Origin of the sequence: Brevibacillus sp. SKDU10 (assembly GCF_001645205.1) — a bacterium.
GTDB classification, from domain to species: domain Bacteria; phylum Bacillota; class Bacilli; order Brevibacillales; family Brevibacillaceae; genus Brevibacillus_B; species Brevibacillus_B halotolerans.
On the sequence record NZ_LSSO01000155.1, the window covers coordinates 1 to 25,945 of the forward strand.

A 25,945-nucleotide genomic window follows, 5' to 3' on the forward strand; every position below is an offset into this window, starting at 1 on the left:
AGCCTTTTCTTTTTAAAAATTGCAAATAATCTAGCGTTTCGAATATCTCACGAAGCTCTTGATGACGATATCCGGCAGCCAACAGAGCGGCAACGATGGAACCTGCTGACGTGCCAGCAACGCTCTCCCACTGGTATCCATGCTGTTCCATCGCCGTAATCGCTCCAATCAAAGCTATCCCCTTCATGCCTCCCCCTTCAAAAACCGCATCTACTCGCATGTGCTCCCTCCATTCATACAAGGATGAATCCACAAATAGTTTATGCGGCAGGATAGTTATCCTACTCCTGAAAATTAGGGATAAAAAATACAAAAAAGCAAGCTTATCTGGCTTGCCTTTTGTGCTACATGGAATCTGGTTTTGTATCCGTGTCCTCTTTTTGTTCGTCTTCCTCTCGAATACGCATGAGTTCAGCAACACGTGAAGGATCCTCTTTTAAAAATTGAACCAAATACTCTATGCTAGCAATGGATTCCCAGCTCAAATGGTGTTCAATTCCCTCAACGTCCTTGTAAATTAAATCCTGATCGACACCGATTAGCGTCAAGAAATCTTCCAGTAATGCATGTCGCCGCACCAAACGTTTACCTACTTTTTTTCCTTTAGCCGTTAAGACTAGCCCGCGGTATTTTTCATAGACTAAGTAATTGTCTTTATCCAGTTTCTGCACCATTTTTGTAACAGAGGACGGATGCACCTCTAACGCTTCTGCAATATCGGACACACGAGCATATCCCTTGGTATCAATTAAACTATATATTCTTTCCAGATAATCTTCCATACTTGGAGTTGGCACTCTCATCCCTCGTTTCAGCCAGTATCGCCCAAAGACATATGACTCTATCATACCGCTTTCTTTGCTTTTGTTTCAAGGGAAAGTTGAAAGATTTTCCGGCATTTGCTAAAATAATTGTCCTATTTTAATTTTTTAGTCATCCAAACCAGTTCCTTCCCCAAATTCACAAAGCGTTCCTGGAGACGTTCGTCCTGTAACGTGTCATCCTCTTTAAACGCTTTATAGGAATGAGAAACGCTCGGAGAACCTGGTAATGGATAAGCATGCAAATTACGTAAGATAAGCTGTAGTGTATTAACCGTATTAGTTGCTCCCATACTTCCGCCTGCTACGCCGATAATTGCGACTGGTTTTCCGTGTAAAAATCGTCCTTCCAAAAAATCAAAAGAGTTTTTCAAAGCACCTGTAATGGTTCCGTGATATTCTGGGGAACCAACCACTAGTGCATCGGCTTCCGCTACTTTCTTCACAAATTGATGAACAATCTCTGGATACGTACTAGCATCGCTTCTGGCATCATATAGAGGCAGTGGCCACTCAGCTAAATGAATTAATTCAACTTCTGCTCCTTCCATCTTGGCTGAATCTAAAACAATTTGCATTACCTTTTTTGTGCTGGATTCAACATTCATCGAGCCCGCTATTCCTACAATTTTCATTAAGAAAACATCCTTCCCTCTTTAAAAGCATTCCATTTATTGCTTTTCGTTTATTTCTATGATAACGAATCTCATTATTTGAGTAAACAAATTTATTTAATAAGTATAAAAATCAAGCTGTTGTTCTGAATGAACAGGCTTCCCTCATAGACTGATATCAGGATATAACTCCTTGTCTTCTTCAACATTTTTCCAACAAGAAGGAAGATGGTCAATGATAAAAAAAACCTTTCGTGTCACGTCCTTACTTACATCCTCGATGCTTGGGGCGGGATTTCTCAGCGGTTATGAATGGTTGCGGTTTTTTACCTACTATGGCACCTGGGGTTCCATTGGTTTAATGTTGGCTATTATAGCGATGACTTGGATTCTGTATGAATCTCTTCACCTAGCCTATCGAAATCAACTATTCTCCCTGTCTCAGTTTTTAGCCCACCTTATCGGACCACAGCTCACTCATGTATTTGGTTTCTTTACAGCTCTCATCATCATTTTATACAGTGGGATCATGTTAGCTGATCAAGCAATTTTTTTGGAGCAGACAACCTCGCTGTCATCACTGCTTGGTTTACTTGTTTTCCTGGTGCTTGTCTTTTTGGGCGCTAGGCTCTCCAACTCTTCCTTGGCTAAAATAGCCGGAGGGTGCATATTGGGAGCTGTCGTCATTGTATTGTTTTTATATAGCAATCAAACTCATATTCCATTACCCAGTCTATCTTATCAGCTTAATCTAAAGTGGCTTTGGAATGGATTATTATTTACTGGCCTGCATCTATTTTTTAGCTTGGCTGTGCTTCTTCCTTTGGTGCGCGAAACAGATTCACTCCCTTCATTGCGACTTGGCATCGGATTGGGCAGCTTATTGTTTGGTGTTATTGGATTGTTCATTCATTTGCAAATTTTATCGCATTGGCATGATGTTCATACCCACCTCAAGCCCATTGTGGAAATTCTGATGGCTCAATTCCCGCATAGTGTGTATGCTTATCTGCCCATAAGTCTCGGACATGTCATTATACTGGCAAGCATTCTCCTACGCAGTCTAACTGACCCGTTGCTTCAAGAGACGCAGGTGAGTGAGCTACCACTTGTTCTTACCTTAGTAACCTTTGTAGGAGTAATCTCCTTCTTTGGCATCTTCTTCTCCTTTCTTTACCCCTTGCTTTACAGCACGATCACTTATGTTGGCCTCGCTTTATTAAGCATTCTCATCGTGCAGTTTAGCGGCAAGCGTAAGCCTCCGCAGGATATCAGCGATACCTGATAATATTGTTCCGACTACACAACAGCACTAAGGCAGCTACTGTTTTTGCATGACAAAAAGCGCTTCTCCTTGCAGAAATAACTTCTGGAAGAGAAGCGCTTTTTTCATTAAACCCTATATGCTTGCCCTAGTATTGTGAGTTCGATACCTCGCCCTTTACAATGGACACACCCGCACTTGCACCGATCCGGCACGCGCCAGCTTGAAGCATTTTTTCAACATCTGCATAGCTGCGAATACCGCCAGAGGCTTTTACACCTAACTCGCGACCTACTGTTTTTCGCATTAAAGCTATATCTTCCGCAGTGGCTCCGCCTGTTGAAAAGCCTGTTGATGTCTTTACAAAATCGGCTCCAGCTTTCACGGCTAATTCGCAAGCACGTACTTTTTCTTCTTCAGTGAGCAAGCACGTTTCAATAATAACCTTAACCAGTGCTTTGCCTTTTGCTGCTTCTACTACTGCACGGATATCTTGTTCAACTAGCTGGTCATTTTTATCTTTTAATGCACCAACGTTTATTACCATATCTACTTCAGTAGCACCGTTTTCAATAGCGTTCGTTGTTTCAAAGGCTTTCAGCTCAGGAGTGTTCGCGCCTAAAGGAAACCCGATAACCGTGCACACCTTGACCTCTGGAGCTTCCTTCAAAAGCTCCGCGCACAGGCTTACCCAAGTAGGGTTCACACAAACGGAAGCAAATCGATACTCTTTTGCTTCCTCACAAAGCTTTACAATCATGTCTTTAGTTGTATCCGGCTTTAGTGCTGTGTGATCAATATATTTTGCTACGCTTTCTTTGGACATGTACATCCCTCTTTCGCAACCGTTACCAGTTATCTATTCTTTAATCCCACAATAAACCAACGGCAATGCTTCCACTGGGTCTTTGGAGAATCCATATGATTGATAGATACGTTCAATCACCTGATCGACGTCCTGTGTATTACTGTGGATCGTTACAAGCGACTCCCCTTGCTTCACCTGATCCCCCACTTTTTTATGCAGAATCAGACCAACCGCTAGGTCGATTTCAGATTCTTTCGTAGCACGTCCTGCTCCTAAAATCATTGCCGCTGTACCAATATCATCGGCAATAATCTCGGCTACATAACCATTTTCCTTGGCTGGAACCTCTATTGTAAATTGAGCTGTTGGCAAACGCTCTGGTTGATCAACAACGCTTGCATCTCCGCCTTGTGCAGCCAGGAAGGTTTTAAAGGTTTCGAGTGCTTTGCCGTTTGCAATCACTTCTTCCAGCTTAGTCCGTGCTTCTTCTAGACTTGCAGCTTCACCTGCTAAATAAACCATTTGAGAGCCTAATACTAAGCAAAGTTCACGCAGATCTTCTGGCCCTTCACCTTTTAACGTATCAATTGCTTCCTTAACTTCTAAAGCATTTCCGATTGCAAAACCAAGAGGCTGACTCATGTCAGAAATAACCGCCATAGTTTTACGCCCTACTTGGTTACCGATTTTAACCATGGTACTAGCTAGTTCTTTCGCATCATCTAGCGTTTTCATAAAGGCTCCAGCGCCTGTTTTTACATCCAAAACAATGGCATCAGCACCAGAAGCAATCTTTTTACTCATAATCGAGCTTGCAATTAATGGAATTGAGCTTACTGATCCTGTGACATCACGCAAGCCATATAGCTTTTTATCAGCGGGGGTAAGATTACCGCTTTGTCCAACTACGGCCACTTTATTTGTGTTCACTAAACGGTTAAATTCATCATTATCAATCTCGACATGGAAGCCTGTTACTGCTTCCAGCTTGTCTATTGTACCGCCTGTGTGTCCTAGACCACGACCAGACATTTTTGCTACAGGAACACCTACTGCCGCAACTAGCGGAGCAAGGACTAGCGTTGTAGTGTCGCCAACACCACCTGTGCTGTGTTTGTCTACCTTTACACCTTCTATAGCGGACAAATCAATCTGATCACCTGATTCAACCATGGCCATTGTCAGATAGGCTGTTTCTTCTGGGGTCATTCCCTGAAAGTAAATCGCCATAGCTAAAGCAGACATTTGATAATCCGGAATAGATCCATCCGTAAAACCCTCAACGATAAAGATAATCTCTTCTTTGGTCAGTTCTTTCCCATCGCGTTTCTTTTCAATTAAATCGACCATTCTCATATTGATCACCTGCTGTTTCATTATGTATGTTGACAGCTACTACCGTGAGATTACCTACTTCAGTATCTCCATCTTCACCTTACCAGCCTCATGAAAAAATGTCAAATCTCGTTTGAACATTTGTCCAATTCGTATCATATACAAATGGAGCCCAATTCAGAAGGTAGCAACGGTTTGCTGTCTTTAAAAAGGGTAAGCACCTATTTTAAGACATTTTGTGAAGATTACAAGCAGGAATTTCCGAAAATCAAAAAGAGGCCTGCTCCAAATAGGAGAGCTTGCCTCTTTTTCTTGCAATCTGAAGGTCATTTGAGTTGTTTTATTCCGTTTTTATTTTTTAATAATTCCTTGGCAGTATATTGATCAGTAACCAAAACATTATTATAGCCACCACGGATTGCTCCTCTAATTGCCTCTAGCTTGGTTGAGCCTCCAGCGACTAAAATTGACCGTTCCTTACTCTTGAGCTCATCTATTGGGATACCAACTGTCCGGTTCGTTAGCTCTTCGTTTACAATGTTACCCTCCTGATCGTAAAACCGGGAGCAAATATCGCCAACTGCCCGCTCGGCTAACAAGGCTAAATCATGTTCACTAAAATAGCCTAATCGAAACAATAACGCATCAGACATAACTCCACCTACAGTAAAGATAGCAATGTTAGCCTTTCGTGCTAGTTCTAGCTGTCGTTGTATGTAACGATCTGTCTCTACCGTTTCTTTTACCAACGCTGAGTCGACGATTGCGGGGAGAGGCAAATAATGCGGCGTAGTCTGGTAGGCTTGTCCAAACAAATGCAATACCTCAGAGGCATAGGTATTTGTTTGCGAATGGCTCACACCACCCTTTAATTGTACCACCTGTGCCCCCTGAATGGCTTTTGGCTGCAACTCCATGGCTACTCGGTACATTGTCGTGCCCCATGTAACTGCGATTATATCATGATCTGTGACAACCTCATGAAGATACTGTGCTGTTCGTTTCCCAATCATTTCTTTAATGAGTGTCTCGTCATTAGTCGCTACTGGTACAACCATAACAGCTTTTAACTTATATTTTTGCGCTAGTTCCAGCTCAATGCGCTGAAGACTTTCCTCTGGGTCCATAATTTCAATGCGCACAATGCCTTCTGCCTTGGCTTGCTGTAGCAGTCTCGATACAGTTGGTCTTGATACACCTAGTTGCTTAGCAATCTCTTGTTGACTTAAATCCAATTGATAATACATTTTAGCTGCTTCGACCATCTTACTAATTTTATTTTCTTCCATATGTCACCCGTACCTTTACGTCATCTATCAAGACTATACAAGCAAACCCATGTTCTAGCAACCTTAATAGCCACCTTGATGTTTGAAACAAGATTGGCTTGCGCAAATTAGTAATTAAACATGTAAAACGGAGGTATCATATGCCTTACTTTATTGCAAATGGCGCAACCATTCACTATGAGATAAAAGGGGAAGGACTTCCGATTTTGTGTATCCATCCCCCTCTGCTTACAGGCAGCATTTTTTATTATCAGCAAAAAGAGCTGCAAGACCGCTATAAGGTGATTACAGTGGATTTGAGAGGACACGGCAGGAGCAGTATTTCAGCCCATCCCTTTACGTATGAAGGAATCGCTTCTGACTTGCATCTATTATTAGAGCATCTCTGTATTGAACAAGCCGTCCTGTTAGGCTATTCTACCGGAGGCTCTATCGCATTAGAAATGATGTTAAAAAAACCTCAGCACATCAGAGGTGCTATATTATTAAGTGGAATGGCCCACTGTAGAAGTCCCTATCTGCATCGATTAATTACGATTGCTGAAAAGTTAGCTCGACGAGAGGCTCTACACACATTAGCAATGGTGATTGGCTATAGCAATGCCAATAATCCCTTTATGTTTATAAGAAATTATCGCAATGCCATAAAAGGAAACCCAATAGGGATTGCTGACTATTATCACTATGCTACTTGCTACGATGTGTTGGATCGCCTCCATGAGATCAAGTTCCCCATTCTTTTATTAACGGGTGAAAAGGATCGGCATTTTACCAGCTTTTCCAAAGAAATGGCTTCTCAATTACCGATGGCAAAAATTCGTTCCATTCCCCGTTATAAGCATCAGCTCCCTACCAAAGCTTATCACGAGGTTAATTTATTGGTTCATCAGTTTATTAACAGCTTTTGCCTTCAGTCACAATAGCAGTTACCAGCATCAATGATGAAGGGATGCTTCAACATCGTAAAGGATCGATGCAAACAAAGGAATGCACGTCATGGATTCAACACGTTAGCATATAGGATTATTCAAAAAACCGACCGTAGGCTGTACATCCTCCACGGTCGGTTGTCATTTTTCGCTTTATTTTACATCGTTCATGTCCTGCATGATGCTAAAGCCTTTGTAATAGCCTTCTGTAGGAGTTGGGCATTTTGCTTTGCAAAAACCTGTAGCATTTCCTCGTGCTGTCCGATTCCCTGATGTTGCGTATAGGAGCTGGTTGTAGCTTCGTTCCAAACATCCACCCCTGCCGGCAGAGTAGTTATACTCTCTGATTTTAACAAATAGATCGGAGCCGCTATTCTCCCCTTATTGATCAATTGCTCGTAATACTGCTGGTAAGCTTTTGTTTTGTTTACAAGCCCATCGCGTACCTTGTGTATATCGAGGTACTCTGTCACCATCTCATGATTCGCTTCAAGAATAGATTGGACAGTTTCCTCTCGTTCCTCGGAGGACTGGTTCAGTCCGGTCAGCTTACAGTATGAATCAATGAGGATCAGTAGCGAAACGCTTCTGCCTTTCTCCTCTAATGCTTTACCTACCTCAAACGCCAGGTTCCCACCTGCGGAAAATCCCCCCAAAACAAGGGGTTCTGTCGGTGCCATTTGCTCAATCATTTCTATATAACGACTGATTCTATTTTCACTTTCAATAAAATCAAAGGCATGAAGTCGAAATTTATGAAACTGGGAGGCGAGCTGGTTGTACATGATTCCGTAGCCTAGCACGGGAGGAAACAGAAAGATGGATTGATCCTTGGCAGCATGAAAGGTGATCACTTCAGGATATGGGTGCAACTGCTGTTGGTCTGAAGGATTTACTTGATGATCCAAATATCTAGCGATCGCTTCAATAGTAGGCGATTCAAACAAAAGGGCTAGAGGAACCTCCATTCCCCATTCCCGAGAAATATGTCCGATCAGCTTCAAAGCATTTAATGAATTCCCGCCGTTTGTAAAGAAATGATCGACTACCCCCACTTGCGCTATGCCGAGTACATCTTGCCAAATTTTCGCTACCTTTTCCTCCGTATGATTGCGTGGAGCGATGTAGCCAGCCTCCCTAATTACCTCTTGGGGTGGAGGCAAGGAACTACGGTCTACCTTCCCATTAGATGTGATTGGAATCTCCCTGACAAAAACGAGGTAGGAAGGAAGCATATAAGCTGGGAGTTTTTTGGTTAAAAATGTTCGAAGCTGTTGATCATCAAGCTCGCCATTTCTCACCACGTACGCACATAGCGCCTGATCTCCCTGCTTGTCGTTGATCGTCAGAACAAGACTTTCCCGCACATACGGATGAGAAAGAATTGCTGTCTCAATCTCACCAAGCTCCAAGCGATACCCGCGTATTTTCACCTGCTGATCCGAGCGCCCCAGATACTCCAGCTCCCCATTTGGCAGATATCGAGCTAGATCTCCTGTCCGGTATAATATTTCTTCTGTCTTGTAGGGATTAAAGATGAATCTATCCCTTGTCAGGTCTGCTCGATTCAGATATCCTCTCCCAACCCCATGTCCTCCAATATATAATTCTCCTGTTACTCCCATAGGGACGAGCCGTTTCTTAGAATCGAACAGATAACAACTCAATGTAGGCAACGGGACCCCGATATTGCTTCGATTTGTTGTCAGCTCCTCATCTGTCAGCTCCTTATAAGTAACGTGCACAGTGGTTTCTGTTATCCCATACATATTGATGAGACGGGTAGATGGATAATGCGACTGCCAAGGGCGCAGCAGCATGGGTTGCAATGCCTCTCCTCCCAAAATCATATACCTGATTTGCGGTGATAGACCCTCTAGCTTGGTTAGTCTGATCATTTCGTCTTGCAAAGCGTATAGGGCTTTTGGCGTCTGATTTAAAATGGTTACCTTCCGATCAATCAATAGTTTGGCAAACTGTGCAGGGTTTTGTGCAAGCTCTGTTGGTACCACAACTAATTCACCGCCATAGAGCAACGCCCCAAACATTTCCCATACCGAAAAGTCAAAGCAATAGGAATGAAACATGGTCCAAACATCTCGTTCATTAAAATCAAAGCAAGACGGGGTATGTCGTAATAGCTGGACAACCTGACGATGCTCAATCATGACACCTTTGGGCTTTCCAGTGGTTCCAGACGTATAAATGACATAGGCAAGCTGATGCGGGGTAGTGGTGCACAAAACATTTCCATTATTCCCATGGTATATTTCGGGAGCATCTACATGTAGCGCCGCACAACCAAATAGCTGATCCTTTATACGTTCTCCGGTTGTAAGTAAAAGAGCAGCTCCACTATCTGCTACCATATAGGAAATCCGTGACTCGGGATAATGCGGATCGATTGGCACATAAGCTCCTCCCGCTTTCAAAACAGCAAGGATAGCGATGATCATGAGCGGCGATCTATCCAAAAGCAGAGCGACGCGATCCTCAGGAGCAACACCTATATGCTGTAGCCTTCGAGCAAGCTGATTGGCTTTTTGGTTCAGCTCCTTGTAAGAGATGCTTTTCCCCTGATGCCAAAGGGCAATTCGCTCGGGATGAAGAGTTACCTGATTTTCAAACAACTGGTGGATGGTTTTATCTCGTGGGAAATCACATGTCGTATCCCTATGAAGCAAGGTGATTTGCTCTGCTTGGGTCAGTAGACAGAATTCGCTCAGCTTGTCGTCCGGCTGACTTAGCATCTTGCTGATTACTATCTCTAAGTGACATGCCATCTGCTTAATCAGTGACAAGCTGTAACATTCGACTTGATATTCTAATTCAAGGGTGATTTGATCTGGCTGTCGGAGAAAATGAAATTGAATACCAGCCGCTACTTGCTTTGTATAATTCCTTTCTTGAATGGAATCAAGGCATACAACAGTGGGGCAAATGGGGGTACTATCCGGTGCCTTGTTGAATGAAAATAGCTCGGTTATCGCCTGAAACGGGATATTTTGATGATCATTAGCTTCAAGCAGACTCCCTTTGACCTGCTGTAACCATTGTTTGCAAGTAAGGTCATCAGCTCTTGTCGCCGTCACCAAAACAAGACAGTTAATGAAATCATTTTTTGGATCATTCTGCCGAAAAACAGGCATTCCCACAACAACGGTTGGCTGGGCCGTATATACAGCAAGCAGGGCTTTAACAGCGGCTAGCAGCACAGTAAAAAGGGAATAATCAGAGCCTCCGCTAAGCTTGAATAATCGGTTACTCATTTCATGCGTAAATATTTTTTGAAAATATTCTGTTCTGTTGCTCCCCCTGCCTAAGGATAGACCATCAGTTGGAAATGCCGATAAAGCTACATCTTCTTTACTCTTCTCTCGCCAAAAATCCCATTCCCTTTTCCAATGGACAAATCTTGCATCATGGGTTATACCAGCCCTCATCTCAGACTCCCTCCCTTTAAAAATGAAACTCAATTGTATCGGTCAGCATGTTTCTAAGCTGAGACGGCTGTTTTTTTATGACTACATCCTGAAGTGGCTGATCCGGATTTGCCAACATGTCTTGCAACAAGGCGAGATAATCCTGAGAGAGCATTGTAATGGTGTTTGGCTGAAATAAATGAACTGCGTATTCCCATTGAATGAGAAGCTGATTTTGTCTTTCTTCTGCCTTTACTGCTAAATCAAATTGCGCTACTTGTGGCTTTGCTTCGAAGGGCACTATCCTCAGTTCTCGAAGCTGTGCTACTTGCCGATCATTTGAATTTTGCATTCCAAATAATGTGTCGAATAACGGATTTCGTCCGAGGTCACGCGCTAAGCCTAGCTTTTCAATCAGCATTTCCAAGGGATAATCCTGGTGATCATAAGCATCAAGGAATTGATTTCTTACTTGTGTTAAAAACGTGTGGAAATCATCATGCGGATGAACTACACAGCGAATAGCCAACGTATTTACAAACATACCGACCATTGATGCAACGTCAGGATGCGCTCTGCCTGCAATCGGGACCCCTACAATGAAATCATGCTGTCCCGTGTACTTATAAAGAAGCAGATGATAAACAGCAAATAGGAGCATGTGCAGAGTTACCCCATTTTCAGCCGCCCTCTTACGGATCGATGCGGTCAGCTCCTCGTCAATCCATACGCTAACCTGTTGCCCCTGAAATTGCTGAATAGCAGGTCGAGGAAAATCCACAGGAAGCGCTAGAGCTGGCAATGGCTCTTTTAAAAGGGATAACCAAAATCGCTCCTGTCGCAAAAATACAGCCGAATCCCTATATCGCATACTCCAATCGGCATATTCTTTATATTGAATAGAAAGCGGTGCAAGCTCCTCTCCCTGATAGAGGGCAAACAGCTCTTGTAGAAGAATCGCCACAGAAATACCATCTGCAATTATGTGATGCAGTTCTATGATGAACAAATACTGCTCTGGCTTCGTCTGAAACAACCCTGCTCGCATTAAAGGAGACTGGTGTAAATCAAGCGGTTCTTCAAAATATTGAAAAGCAAGGTCCAACTTATGCTCGTCAATCTGTTCGTACAGGAAAGGAAAAGAGACGTTCTCCTCTAGCAACTGCACAATCTCACCTTGCACTACAGCAAAGCTAGTACGCAGAGGCTCATGTCTATCTATGAGCCGTTGGAAGGCTTGCTGGAGTGCCTCCACGTTCAGTTTACCTTCCAGCCAATACATCATCGGAATATGATAGCTTTTTCCTACGCTTTTATATTGACTTACGATATACATTCTCTTTTGTGGGGAAGAGGTTTCATAATAGTCCCTTTGGTTTAATGAAAGCAACGGCTCATAAGCATGCTGTTGCTTTTGACTTTGAACATATAACGTGGTTGCCGCTACGCTTGGATTCTCAAAAACCTGACGTATTGGGATGCTAACCCCGTATTCCTTCTGGATTTGCGAGCACAGTAGCATCACCTTAAGAGAATGACCCCCGCGCTCAAAAAAATGATCATGAATGCCGATGGAAGATACTCCGAGTACGTTTGCCCAAAGGGACGCCATACGAGCCTCGTCTATATTCCGAGGAACCCCTGCTTCTTTTACCGAATAATTGGACTTGGTAGTTGGTTTTGGTAGTAATGGATCGTTGATTTTGCCGTTTTGATTAAGTGGCAACCGCTCCATAATGACATAGAACTGCGGAAGCATATAATCCGGCAACACTGCCTCTAAGAAAGAGCGTATTTCCCCCTCTTGCAAATCCATTCCGTGTTGTTTGACAACATAGGCCGTTACTATCACATGGCCTTGGTCGTTTGTAATAGCACGCACTACTGCTTCCTTTACTTTCTCAAGTGTCAAAATACATGACTCAATTTCCCCCAGCTCAATACGATGCCCACGGATTTTGACCTGATGGTCGCTTCGTTCCAAAAATTCAAGGTTCCCATCAGGGAGTAATCTGACAATATCACCTGTCCGATATAATCTGGCTCCAGAGATAAAAGGATGCGAGATAAATTTTTCGGCTGTCAGCTCTGCACGATTCAAATATCCGTATGCAAGCCCCAGTCCGCCCAAGCATAATTCTCCCGGAGCGCCGAGCGGTTGCAAACGGTTACCGGGCCCTAATACATAAGAGGTCGTATACGATAGCGGTTTACCAATAGGCAGATTTATCATTTCATCAGATAATCGATTTATTTCATAAGAGGTGGCAAAAACCGTTCCCTCCGTTGGCCCGTATACATGAAACAGGCGGGTGTACGGTAGCTTTACTATTGCTTTACGAGCATGTTTAAGCGATGCGCGTTCACCGCCAAACAGAAGTAATCGCACCCCTTGTAAAACGTTTTTTTCCTCATCCATAAGCAAATTGAAAAGAGCGGTCGTCACAAACATGACAGATACTTTTTCTTCTACAATGATTTGTCCCAGACGATCCAATTGTAAAATGGTTTCTTTCCCTGGGAGAATCAGCTTCGCGCCATGTAGCATCGCCCCAAACAAATCAAATATAAAACCATCAAACGTATAAGGAGACAAAGAAAGGAGTGTGTCCTGCGAAGTAATGCCAAAATCGTTGAGTTCTTCAAAAAATGCTGCCATATTTCTCTGACTGATACCGACCCCTTTAGGCAATCCAGTTGTTCCTGAGGTATACACGATATAGGCAATGTGGTCAGGATCAGCCTCGACACCCGTATAACTGCAACTGATCAGTTGGAATAATCCATCCTCAACAACGACCACTGCTTCCTGATGGAGAAGCTCAAGACCTTTTGAATATTGCTTTTTGTCTGTTAGCAACAGAGACGCTTGTGCATCTTCAACCATATATCTCATGCGAGACAAGGGATAATCGGGATCGATAGGGAGATAAGTCGCTCCTTGTTTGACTATCGCCCAAATGCTAACGGCCAGTTCCCAGCCTCGTTGAAATAGTAGCCCCACAACACTGCCGGGTCCTATCCCTTTTTTGTCTAACATAAGTGCTAGCTGATTAGCTCTGTTGTTTAATTCTTGATAGGTAAAGCTTTGCTCTTCTGTGATCAAAGCGATCTTATCTGGATGCTTTTGAACCTGCTTACCAAACTGTTCAACAGGAAGCTTCCCTCTAAGCCAAGTTGTGTTATTGCTCATCTCCTGCTCTCTCGCAATCTCTTTTTGCTGCTCCATTTCTGTTACAAGGTGCATCTCCTCTACCGATCGTTGAGGCTGACGCGCCGCTTGTTTTACTACCATCAGCCATTGATCCTTGATTCGTTGAATAAAATCTGTAGGATATACCTGCTGATTGTACGAGATTTGAAACGTCAGTTGTTTCCCTGGCATGACTAGGATGTTCAAGTCATAGTTCGTTCGTTCACATACACTTATCCTTCCAATTTGGAACCCTAATCGTTGCCCATTTTCATCCTCTACGCTCTCAAAAGGATAATTTTCAAAAACAATAAGGTGATCAATTAACTCTACCTTGTCCGCCTGACTTCCTTTGATTTCATAGAGGGGAATATATTGGTGTTTCTCAGCTTGGAGCACCTGCTCTTGTAATGCTGTGACCAATTCTAAAAACGAGTTCTCCTGATCAAATCGAACGCGGGTCGGAACAACGTTAATGAAAGGTCCGATCATCGCTTCCACACCTTCCAGCTCGACAGGGCGCCCTGAAACAATGGTGCCAAAGATGACATCATTTTTGAGATGATAGCGGCTGAGCAAAATAGCCCAAGCCGCTTGAATAGCCGTGTTTATGGTAAAGGAATGCTGACTGGCTAGCTTATGTAAGGCAAGTGTATCCTCCCAGCCCAACATGAACGTTACCTCACCTGATGTATATTCTCCGGTAGAATTTTCTGCTCTCCTGCCTCTCCTTCTCTGTTCTTTAAAGGTGATCTGTCCCTCAAAATCGTCCAGATAGGATTTCCAATAGGCTAAGGAGGGCTTTTTGTCTTGGGTCTGTAGCCATTTAATATATTCCTTATATGGCTTAACAGCAGGTAGAGAAATCGGTTGTACCAAGCGACTCGATTCATAATAGTGGAAAAGCTCGGAAATCACCCTGCCTAAGCACCAGCCATCTAGCAAAATATGATGATAGCTCCAAACCCAGATATATTCTTCCTTGCCTGTTATAAATACCGCCATTCGCATTAACACGTCTTTTGACAAGTCAAATCCTTTTTCCATGTCTTGCTGTTTGTAGGCTTCGATTATGCGTTCCTGCTCTTCTCTCGCCAGATGGGAGATATCCTTCTTACAGATTGAAAAATCACGCTCTCTTAAGACTACCTGCACGGGACGTTTTACTTTTTCATGAATAAACACCGTGCGAAAGATATCATGACGATTACATAGCCTTTTAACGCTTTGTTCTAGCAAATCAACCTGAAAAGAGCCTTTGATGGGGATGCTCATCTGCTCCACATAGTAGCTTTGCTCTGGATGAAGCAATGTATGAAACAGCATCCCCTCCTGCATAGGTGACAAATAATAAATATCCTGTACCTGATCCTGCTGAAATGTACCCAAATTATATTCCACCTCGCCTTCCGATTAATCCAGTCCGCTCTTCTATCACTTGATCACAGCTTATCTTCTAAGAGTGAAAAAATGTTATCCACTTCCTCCATCTCCAGATCGCTCGCACTAAAATCACTTGGAGTTCGAATTGTTTCTTTCTGAGAAACGCAATGCTCAATGATAGAACGCAAATCACTATGGAACCGATTCATCCAATGCATGATCGTGTCTTCTGTGAACTCGTAGGGATGATAGGAGCATGTCATGATAAGCTGACCCTTGCGAATTAGTCCACTGATCATAAGAGCATAGGGAGAGGTCGAATCAGGTGATATCTGATAACCCATAGAATAAGAAGACGTCTGAATTGACAAGGGGCTGTTTTCATTATCAAATTGCCCTAAATAGTTAAAAGCTATCTCGGGTTCTAACGAAAATTCAAGCCCTTTACGAAGCTCTTTTTTCGTCAAGTAGCGGAGCATTCCATAACCAATGCCCTTATTAGGAATTTGACGTAGCTGCTCTTTTACAGACCTGATCGATGCTGAGGTATCCTCTTCATCCATTTGGAAGACAACAGGGTATTGAGTGGTAAACCAGCCCACAGTGCGGGAGATGCTCAGATTCGGCAAAATCTCCTCTCGTCCGTGACCTTCCAGCAACACTCCCACTTGGGAGCTCTTCGTCCAAAAACGAAGGCTTAGCGTCAACGCAGTTAGTAAAATATCGTTGATTTCTGTCAGATAAGCTTGATGTACCTTCGTTGTGAGCTTAATCGTGTCTTCTGTTGACAGCTCAAATGAGTAGCTAACTAAATCTTTTTGCCTTCTTTTTTGTATCACGCGATCCCTTGGCAATGGCGTAATCTCCAAGCTCTCTACGTGCGACCAATAAGGGAGCTGCTGAAGAAAGTCTTCTGTATGGGCATATTCCTTTAGTTTTAGTGACCATTCCATAAAAGAATTTGTCTTTTCCGGTAGTAAAGGCACCTGTCCCTGTTCAAGCTGAGCATATGTGTGGGCAAAATCGTCTAGTAAAATCCTCCATGATACCCCATCTATTACTAAGTGATGAATAATGATCAGCAAATGGTCCCCATCCGGTGCATGATAAAGTGCCAGCTTTACTAGGGGGCCGGACTGTAGCTGTATACATTCCTGCATCTTATTGGCATGCTCTTCAATGGCTTGGGCCGGATGCTGATGATGCCGAACATCAATCTCGACTATTTGAAACGCCTCGTGGTTTGTTCCCGCATTGTAGGGACGAATCAATTCAGTCGAGATTTCATACACCATGCGAAGAGCATCGTGATGGCGTACCAGGTGCTGAAAGCTTTGGGAAATGATTTTTTCATGAAAACCATGAGACGAGTGAATCATCATAGATTGGTTCCAATGATGCTGATTGGTGAATTGTTGTTCAAAAAACCACCGTTGAATCGGTGTCAGCACTGCTTCCCCTTCCACTGACCCTTGATCTGCTTGTGTCCCCTTTATCCATTGCAGATGTGAAGCTACTTGTTCAATAGTGGGAGAACGAAACAGCTCCTTCATCTCAAGCTTCCAGCCTTGTTTATATAAACGACTAGACATCTGGATGGCTTTGATGGAATCTCCCCCCAGCCAAAAGAAATGATCGGTGATGCCGATTTGCTCCATGCCTAAGACCTCCTGCCAAACCTCTACAAGAAGGCGCTCCTTCTCATCGCGTGGCGCCTGATATCGTTCTGTTTGTGTCGGCACGTTGATAGCTGGCAAGGAGGAACGGTCTATCTTTCCATTGTGATTGAGCGGAATCTGGCTGATTTCCTGCCAGTACGTTGGAATCATAAATTCCGGTAATACACGAAGGAGATCAGCTCGTAGCTTCATAGGCTCCATTCTATCTACCGGGACAATATAGGCACACAGGACCAAAGCACCCTTTGCATCATTTCTATCTAAAACGGCTGCTGACTTGACCATTGGATGCTCAAGGAGTTGGCTCTCAATCTCGGCTAGCTCGATTCGATGTCCGCGAATCTTTACTTGCTGATCTATTCGTCCTACATAATCGATCAGCCCATTTTCTATCCATTTTGCTTGATCACCCGTTCGATACATTCGTTCGTTAGGATAGAATGGATCGGTACCAAAACGTTCGGCTGTTTCCGCTGGTCGATTTATATAGCCACGTGCTATCCCCTTGCCAGCAATGCACAGCTCTCCCGTCACTCCAATCGGAGCTAATTGATTCATTTCGTCTAGTATATAAACCCTTGTGTTATATACAGGTCTCCCGATTGTGATTGGATCTGTATTTGTGTTTATCACAGTAGAAGTTGCTACGACTGTAGCCTCCGTCGGACCATAATTGTTTACTACTGTATAAGGAGTGGACAAAGCACGCCTTAGCTTTTCTCCTCCTGTTAATAAAATTCGAAGGGACAGAGAATGAGCCGGCAGTTCGATGAATTGTTCACATAGCTGAGTCGGCAAAAAGCTGATCGTGATCTTTTCCTGCTCAAAAAATCTATGAAGCAGCATGAGATCATGTCGTATTTCTTCTTTTACCATGCAAACCGTTGCCCCAGCTAGCCAATAGGGGAACATTTCCCATACAGAAGCATCAAAGCTGAAACCAGAGAATTTAGCAGATCGATCCTTCTGCGTTACTTTGAACGTATGATTATGCCAGTAGCAGAGATTGACTAGCGAATGCTGTTCAATCATTACTCCTTTCGACAGTCCAGTCGTCCCAGACGTATAAATAACATAGGCCAAGTCATTTACAGAAGCTTTTCCTTTTGGATTTGCTGCATCAAATGGTTCTTCTGGACAATCTCTTACATAGTCTTCAATCCAAATTACTTCGCCGTGATAGCGTTCCGGCACTTGTAATCCTGCTTGAATTAACAGGCAGGAAGCTTCACTGTCTTCTAGCATGTAAGAAATACGTTCAGAGGGATATTTGGGGTCAAGTGGGAGAAATGCCGCACCCGTTTTTACAATTGCTAGAACACCCTGTGCCATTTGAAGCGATGGTTTAACCATAATTCCTACCTGCTGGTTCGGTTTTATCCCCTTTTGAATCAGCACGCTCGCTAACCGGTTTGCATGAGCATTTAACTGGCGATATGTCCATTCAGATTCTTCATACCTCACTGCGATTCCGTCAGGCGTCAGCAAAACCTGCTCCTCAAATAGTTCCTTGACGGTTTTGTTTGCAGGTAGATCGGCAGTGGTTTGATTCCACTCCTCAAGAAGCCTCTTTCGCTCCTCTTCTCCGACTAGACCAATCTCTCCGATCGAAACATCTGGATGATGGATAACCTGTTGAATAATCGTCAGCAAATACCTGCTCCATCGCTTTATGGTGTCACGTTTAAATAAGACGGTACTATATTCAAATTGCAGCATGAGACACTCTGGTTGCTCAACTACAGCGAGAGTCAGATCAAATTTTGTTGTTTGGTGCTCTATTGTATAAGGAGTGATTGTAAGATCGTCTACATTCAAAGTAGGTAACTCCATATTAGCTAGCGTCATCATTACATTCACAAGCAGGCTGTTGCTCATATCTCGTTCCAAATGCAATTTGCTAATCAATTCCTCAAAGGGATAGTCTTGGTTTTCAAAAGCTGTCAGGCTTGTTTCCTTGATTTCCTGTAGAAATTGAGCAAACGTTTTTTCAGACGTTGGCCGTGATCGTAGTACGACCGTGTTGACAAACATACCTAGCATATCCTTCGTATCGCCATGCGTCCTACCTGCTACGGCTGTGCCAACCAACAGATCTTCCTGTCGGGTGAGCTTGTGAAGAAGAACGTGGAAGCAGGCTAGTAGGAACATAAACAGCGTTGTTTTTGTATCCCCGGTAACTTGACGAATCCCCCTCGTGATTTCCTTGGTCGTCTGAAAGAGCAAAAGATCACCCGCAAAGCTTTGCACGAAAGGACGTTTATCATCTGCGGGCAACTCTAAAATATGCGGAGCCTCCCCAAGCTGTTGCAGCCAGTATCGTTCCTGCCGTCTCATCCATTCTTGGTGCAGAGAATCTGCCTGCCATACAGCATAATCCTTGTACTGTAACCGAGGCAGCTCTACATCCACTCCTGCATAAAATTGGGCAAGCTCCTTCACGATCAGAGCGGTAGACACTCCATCGGTAATAATATGGTGCATATCTAGTAAGAGCAGGTGATGATCCTTCTGCAAACGAATTGCCTTTGCCCGAAATAAGGGGGCTTCCTGCAAATGAAAGGGACGAATAAATTGTCTTATGTGCTCTTCCACACTCTCTGTGCTTCCTTCTGTAAGCGGCAATTGAAAATGAACCTGTTTATAAATGACCTGAGCCGGAGTTCCCTGCTGTTCAAGAAAAGCGGTTCGCAAAATCATATGCCTATCTATCAACATCTGAAACGCTTGCTCAAGGCGTCGATGATCAAAGTCCCCATGAAGCATAAGAGCCTGTGGAAGGTGGTAGCTCATGTTGTGTAAATCCAGTTGCTGCAAGATATACATTCGTTTTTGCGCTGATGACAGCGGATAATACTCCCGGTCATCTGCAACCTCGATAGGGAGATAGGTATCTATCTCGCTTTTCTCCTGTTGCTCAATGTACCTTGCCAAATCTTGTAGAATAGGACGCTCAAATAGCACACGAAGCGGCAATGTTCGCTTGGTTTCTTTTTGCAAGGAACTAACAAATGTCATCGCTCGTAAGGAGTGACCACCTAATCTAAAAAATTGATCCCTTCTCCCTACTCTAGCTACACCTAGAACCTCCTGCCACATCCCTGCCAATAGCTTCTCCCACTTTGTTTGCGGCGCGACATATTCTCCCGGGTCTGCTTTACTCTGTGGAGTGGGCAATGCTCTACGGTTCACTTTGCCATTACTAGTCAGCGGAATGAATGGGATTTGTACAAAAAAGCTCGGAATCATATAACTAGGTAACTCTGTTTGGAGGAATTCACGTATATTGTCAACAGAAACGCTCTGATCTGCTGTGAAATAAGCATATATGTCCTCCACGACTCCATGGTCTGGATAGGCAACAGCTACTGTTGACTTTATTTTCGGATATTTGTAGATTATTGCTTCAATTTCACCTAGCTCAATCCGATAGCCACGACATTTTACTTGGCGATCCATTCGGCCTAAGAATTCAATTTCGCCATCAGGCAACACTCTTGCTAGGTCACCTGTCCGATATCGAACCTGTTTGGGTTCATTTGGATTTGCGATGAACCTTTCGGCTGTCAGCTCCGGGCTAGCCCAATATCCACGACCTACGCTAGGCCCTGAAATGCACAATTCTCCTGGAATGCCGACTGGTTGCACACGACCTCGCTCATCCACAACAAGAAGCTGATTTTCCCCTAATGCCCTACCAATCGGTACATAAACTCTTTTCTCAATAGTAGCAGTCTCTTTTTGAACATGATGGTAGCAGACATCTACGCAACACTCTGTAGGCCCGTATACGTTGGTAAGAAGGGGAACCTGCTCTTGTTGATTAAAGCGACCAAACCATTCCCTGACGACCGAGTAGGATAGGGCTTCTCCACCAATAATCAAATGGCGAAGCGAGAGCGTATTTACATTGTCTACCTGAGCAATCATTTGTAAATGGGCCGGTGTTCCATCGGTTATTTCAATGGCATTCTCTTGATAAAACCTCACCAGCTCGAACGGATCAGCACTCCCCTCCTGTGGTACTACATAGAGTGTATGGCCTTGCAAGAGCGCAGCAAAAATCTGCTGAACAGAGGCATCAAAATGAAGGGGTGCTACCATCGCTACTTTAAGCCTTTGTGGATGCTTGGCATAAATATGCTCGTGCAGACCTGCCACCAAGTGGGAAACCTGTCGATGCTCAATCATGACTCCTTTTGGTTTTCCCGTTGTACCAGACGTATAAATGAGGTAGGCTAAGTCTTCTATTTGGTTGATTCGTTCAGGATTTTTTGTTCCTTTTGCCAGTCGAATAAGCTCCTTTATATCCAATATTTTCTCTTGGTTGTTATCTGGAAGCTGAGCAAAGTATTTCTCCTCAGTCAAAATAACGCTTGCCCGACTATCTTGAATCATATAACGCAGGCGATCAGTCGGCCATTTGGGATCGAGAGGTAGATATGCCCCTCCCGCTTTCAACACCGCGAGAACCCCTACAATCATTTCAATCGATCGATCCAGAAGAAGTGCGATGATTTCATTTCGTTCCACCCCCCTCTTCCTCAGCTCTAGAGCAACTCGGTTGGCCAGCTCATTTAACTCTTGATAGGTAAGCATTTTCCTTTCATAAAAAAGGGCAGGTGCATGTGGAGTCTGTTTTACCTGATCTTCAAATTGAAAGTGCAGTGGAGCAGCCCGGAATGCCATACTTACATCTATATTTTTGCCATAAGTCATCTCGTCGCGATCATCAGGAGATATCCAGCAAAGTTCATGTATGGGAAGCTCCGGATTATCCACAGCGCTTTTTAACAACTGTAAAAAATGCTTGGTGTAGCACTGAATGGTCTTTGGTGAATATAGGTCAGTGCAGTATTCCCAATAAAATTGAAGCCCTTCCTCTCCTTTTACTGCTGTCAGAGTCATATCGAATTTGGCGGTAGGGTTTCGCAGTGGATAAGGGGTAATCGAAAGTCCATTAAGTTGAAGCTTAGACAGCTTAGTGTCCTGAACATTTAACATGACCTGAAATAAAGGGGATCTACTCGTGTCGCGCTCTAACGGAAGCTTCTCCACCAACTCCTCAAACGGAAAATTCTGATGTGAAAACGCCTGCAGACTGGACGCTTTTACCTCCTTCATATATTCCAAAAAAGGAAGCTCTCCTCTAGGCTGATTTCGCAGAGCCAGCGTATTTACAAATAATCCTGGGATTTTTCCCATGTCAGAATGCGTCCTACCCGCTATCGGCGTACCCACTACGATATCTTCCTGTCTGGTTAATTTAGCAAGAAAAATTTGGAGTGTAGCGAGCAATAGCATAAATAGCGTACAGTGATTATCACTGCACCACCTGTCTAAATGTTTGCTGTACGAGCTATCTAGTGTAAAGGGGCAGCGGTCTCCTGCGAAGCTTTGTAGGGCTGGTCGCGGATAATCAGTCGGCAGATGAAGGACTGGGATGTCGAGAGCAAACTGTCCCAGCCAATATTCCTTGGATGCCTCCATGCTTTCCTGATATTCCTGTTGCATTTGCCATACTGCCACATCCTTGTAGTGAAGAAGAGGCTTTGCTACCTCTATTCCTTGGTATAATTGGACGAGGTCGTTAACAAAAAGCTCCATCGAGACGCCATCTGTAACAAGATGATGTATATCGATAAACAAGAGATGCTGCTGCGCTGATAAGCGAATAATGGTGGCGCGAAACAGCGGGGCTCTTTCCAAATCAAAAGGCAGTACAAGCTTCCAGAGCAACTCGTCAATCGAATCCTCCATTTCCTCTATTACATCTACAGTTACCTCCACCTTAGAATGAATGCGTTGAACGAGTTCGCCCTCCACCATATGAAAAGAAGTTCGCAGGGTTTCATGTCGATCAACCAACTGTTGTATCACAGAGATAAGATGATTTGTGTCTACATTACCTTCTAGCAAAAGAGCAGTGGGGATGTTATAGGCTACAGACTCATGCTCCATTTGACTAACAATGTACATGCGCCGTTGTGCGGATGAGACTGGATAGTTTGATTTTTCAGGGGCAGGCAAAATAGGTGCGTAGTTACTCTTGGTGGGTTGAATCTGATTCTCCTGATTTTGCTTTGTTACGTAAGCGGCTAAAAGTCGAACAGTTGGATTTTCAAACAGCAGTCTAATGGGAACTTCTTTTCCTAGTTTTTGATGAATGCTCGAGGTGAGCATCATAGCCTTTAACGAATGCCCACCTAACTCATGAAAATAATCATCTAAGCCTACGTGTTTAACTTGCAGGACCTCTTTCCAAACCTTAGAAATTTCCGTTTCCAGTTCCGTCATAGATTCATTTTGTTGGGGGGTTGACTGAATTTGATCTGCCTGAAAGCTTGGTATTGGTAGCGCTTTTCGATCCACTTTACCACTAGCCATTAGAGGGAATTGATCCATTATTGTATACGTGTGGGGAAGCATATAAGGGGCGATCTTTTTCTGCAAAGATGCTTTAACGTGTGACAAAGAGAAGCTTTCCTTCACCAGAAGATATGCACTTAGCACATTCTGCATGGAGCTGTCCGTCCAGACCGATACAACTGCTTCTTTTACCCCCTCGCACGAATAAATAGCCTGCTCAATTTCTCCTAGTTCTACACGATAACCGCGAATTTTTACTTGATCGTCCATCCGATCCTTGAATTCTATTGTGCCATTTGCTAACCATCTCACCAGGTCTCCTGTTTTGTACATAACAGCGCCTTTCGTAAAGGGAGTGGTTATAAAACGTGCTTGCATCTCCTCCGGTCGATTCACATAGCCTTTTGCCAGACCTTTACCTACGATGCACAATTCTCCTATCGCCCCAATCGGCTGGAGCTGCCCGTGTTTGCCCATAATGTATACTTTGGTATTGGCAACTGGTCGGCCAATCGTAATCTCATCAGGGCTCATGCGACGCAGGATAGTGGTGTTTACGCTATTTTCCGTTGGACCATACTCGTTGATTAGTTCAATAGCAGTGTTTTTCTCCTGAATCCGCTTAAGGAGAGCAGGAAATACCTTTTCCCCCCCAAGCGTAACCATTCGCAGGGAGCTTGCTTGTGTACTCGTGATTGCCTCGATAATAGTAGAAAAAAGTCCAGGAACACTAAATAGATAGGTTACTTGGTTCGCCTCGATTAGTCGGCAAATGGCAAGAGGATTCTGATAATCGTCCTCTGAAACAAGCACGTTTGCAGAGCCAGATAACAGCGGAGTGAACAAACTAGTGACAAACGCATCGAACGAGTAAGCAAGCACTTGTAAAACAACGTCTTCCTGTGTAAAACCATATTCCTCTCTTCTCCATTGCAACCGGTCCGCTATACTGTGATGCTCGATTAAAACACCTTTAGGCTGACCTGCTGTTCCTGATGTATATATGACATAAGCTAAGCTTCTCGGCTGTTCTGGCAAGAGCAAATCAGCATTGTCATACTCAGCGATCCTTTGATCCTCAATGTCAACTCTTTCACCTGTAAAGGCGATAGATTGTAGAAATTCAGCCTGTGCCAACAGAACCTTGGCTTCGCAATCCTCCAACATAAACTGGATTCGTTGATTGGGTAGGGCAGGATCGATAGGTAGGTAGGCACCACCTGCCTTTAATGTTGCTAGAATCGCAATTACCTGTAAACAGCACCGCTTACTCATGATTCCTACTATCGTATCGTTTCCTACCCCTTTATCTCGCAATAAACGCGCAAGCTGATTGGCTGCTTGGTTCAGTTGAGTATACGTATATTTATGTTTTCCCATAATCAGCGCCACCTGATGAGGGGTTCTTTCCACCTGTTCTTCAAAAAGAGCATGCAGTGTCCGATCTGGGTAATCAACCGTGGTATTGGTGAACTCCTCCAGAAGGGTATGTGTTTCGTCCGGAGTTAACAAATTGATGTCCTCTAACAGTATTTCTGGCTGTTTTACGATACATCTTGCAATTTGCTTTACGTGTGCAAGCATATGCTGGATGTCGAGCTGATCAAACTTATGAGCATTATACATCGCTTTTAAAGTCCAACTCTTTCCTGGAAAAACAGAAAGCGTGAAGTCAAAATTTGTTTGTTCAAAAGCATTAACTACTTTTGCCGTAAAGCCTAGTCTGTCCTCCCACTCCTCACTCTCTAGCTTTTGATCAAATGGATAATTCTCAAACGCAATTAGGTGCTGCACTAGCCCCTTCTGTACTGCCGTCAGCTTTTGTATCTCATACAGGGGGAGATACTCGTATTCCTTCGCTTCCAGTGCTTGTTTGTTTACCCACTGAAGCAATTGTGAAAAGGTTTGTTTCTCATGCATCTGAATCCGTACTGGAATCGTGTTGATAAACAAGCCCACCATGCTCGCGATGCCAGGAATTGTAGAGGGGCGTCCCGAAACTACCGTTCCAAATGCAACATCATCGTGATTATTATATCTGCCGAGCTGAATGCCCCACATTGTATGAAGCAGCGCTGAAGGCGTTGCCTGATAGCGCTTCGCAACGAGCAGTAACGCTTCTGTCAGAGTCTCCTCCCATTCTGACGTATATTCGGCATGCTTATAATCAGCAGTTGTAGGTGGAGCAAGCTTTCGGTCTAATAAGGTGCTGGCATGTTCAAAACTAGAAAGTCGATTTTTCCAAAACGCTACTGCCTCCGTCTGATCTTGTTGCTTTACCCATTTCACATAGTCTCCAAAAGCTCGCTGAGAAAAGGAAGGGAAAGGTTGCCCGAATCGGAGTGCTTCATAGCTGGCAAATAACCTTTGCATCAGGATTCCCTGACTCCACCCATCCAGTACAATATGATGATTGGACCAGATTAGCTGATAGGATTGATCTGCGAGGAAAAAGACGGCTAGGCGGATCAGGACGTCTCTTTCCAAATGAAACCCTCTTTTTTTATCGTTTTCCATATAGGCACGAATATGACGTTGCTGTTCCTCTGACGTCAGATGTCTGAGATCTCCTACAAACAAATCAGCTTTGCGTGTTGCCAAGACTATCTGACGTGGCCGCGACAGGCCTTGATGGACGAACGCTGTACGAAGCACATCATGCGTATCCATGATATGTTGCAAGCTCTTTTCTAACAGGACAGCATCAAGCTGTCCTGTTAGGTGCAAATTCAACTGAATCACATACGCTAAGGAATCCGAATCAAGCTCAGCATGGTACAGTATTCCCTCCTGCAAAGGTGTTAAGGGATACAATTTCTGAATGTTTGATTGCCCCATA

At 43.9% G+C, this 25,945-nt stretch carries 11 protein-coding genes; 2 read left to right on the top strand and 9 right to left on the bottom strand.

Going from position 1 to position 25,945, the window contains the following annotated elements:
• The 3 genes from AYJ08_RS12020 to AYJ08_RS12030 all read right to left on the bottom strand — a co-directional run.
• The coding region (locus AYJ08_RS12020) for a patatin-like phospholipase family protein (RefSeq protein WP_197490644.1) at positions 1-220 on the bottom strand (220 nt) is incomplete at its 3' end.
• Between the two features lie 124 nt (positions 221-344).
• Positions 345-797, bottom strand: coding sequence for a transcriptional regulator MntR (mntR, locus tag AYJ08_RS12025; protein WP_003337919.1), 453 nt, complete (start codon positions 795-797; stop codon positions 345-347).
• A gap of 119 nt (positions 798-916) precedes the next feature.
• Positions 917-1,456 carry an NADPH-dependent FMN reductase gene (locus tag AYJ08_RS12030; RefSeq protein ID WP_064017924.1) on the bottom strand — a complete coding sequence of 180 codons (540 nt, stop codon included), beginning with the start codon at positions 1,454-1,456 and terminating at the stop codon, positions 917-919.
• 214 nt (positions 1,457-1,670) lie between these two features.
• On the opposite strand from AYJ08_RS12030, the gene AYJ08_RS12035 reads away from it, so the two are divergent.
• Positions 1,671-2,720 carry a hypothetical protein gene (locus AYJ08_RS12035; RefSeq protein ID WP_064017925.1) on the top strand — a complete coding sequence of 350 codons (1,050 nt, stop codon included), beginning with the start codon at positions 1,671-1,673 and terminating at the stop codon, positions 2,718-2,720.
• Positions 2,721-2,847: 127 nt separating this feature from the next.
• Here AYJ08_RS12035 and deoC read toward each other — a convergent pair whose 3' ends face one another.
• The 3 genes from deoC to AYJ08_RS12050 all read right to left on the bottom strand — a co-directional run bounded on the left by deoC (position 2,848) and on the right by AYJ08_RS12050 (position 6,131).
• Positions 2,848-3,525 (bottom strand): deoxyribose-phosphate aldolase, encoded by a 678-nt coding sequence (gene deoC / locus AYJ08_RS12040; RefSeq protein ID WP_064017926.1) that lies wholly within the window; start codon positions 3,523-3,525, stop codon positions 2,848-2,850.
• Between the two features lie 33 nt (positions 3,526-3,558).
• Positions 3,559-4,863, bottom strand: a complete 1,305-nt coding sequence (locus AYJ08_RS12045) for a pyrimidine-nucleoside phosphorylase (protein ID WP_064017927.1) — start codon at positions 4,861-4,863, stop codon at positions 3,559-3,561.
• A 305-nt stretch (positions 4,864-5,168) separates the two neighbouring features.
• Complete coding sequence (locus tag AYJ08_RS12050; RefSeq protein ID WP_064017928.1) at positions 5,169-6,131, bottom strand: DNA-binding transcriptional repressor DeoR; 963 nt, start codon at positions 6,129-6,131, stop codon at positions 5,169-5,171.
• A 140-nt stretch (positions 6,132-6,271) separates the two neighbouring features.
• On the opposite strand from AYJ08_RS12050, the gene AYJ08_RS12055 reads away from it, so the two are divergent.
• Positions 6,272-7,054 (top strand): alpha/beta fold hydrolase, encoded by a 783-nt coding sequence (locus AYJ08_RS12055; RefSeq protein ID WP_064017929.1) that lies wholly within the window; start codon positions 6,272-6,274, stop codon positions 7,052-7,054.
• Positions 7,055-7,227: 173 nt separating this feature from the next.
• Here AYJ08_RS12055 and AYJ08_RS12060 read toward each other — a convergent pair whose 3' ends face one another.
• The 3 genes from AYJ08_RS12060 to AYJ08_RS12070 are packed head-to-tail and all read right to left on the bottom strand — an operon-like array spanning position 7,228 to position 25,944.
• Entirely contained in the window at positions 7,228-10,503 is a 3,276-nt protein-coding gene (locus AYJ08_RS12060; RefSeq protein WP_064017930.1) for a non-ribosomal peptide synthetase, read from the bottom strand.
• Positions 10,504-10,519: 16 nt separating this feature from the next.
• Positions 10,520-15,064, bottom strand: coding sequence for a non-ribosomal peptide synthetase (locus AYJ08_RS12065; RefSeq protein WP_064017931.1), 4,545 nt, complete (start codon positions 15,062-15,064; stop codon positions 10,520-10,522).
• Between the two features lie 53 nt (positions 15,065-15,117).
• A complete protein-coding gene (locus AYJ08_RS12070; protein WP_064017932.1) occupies positions 15,118-25,944 on the bottom strand; it encodes a non-ribosomal peptide synthetase in 10,827 nt (3,608 codons plus the stop codon).
• Position 25,945 lies beyond the last annotated feature (1 nt).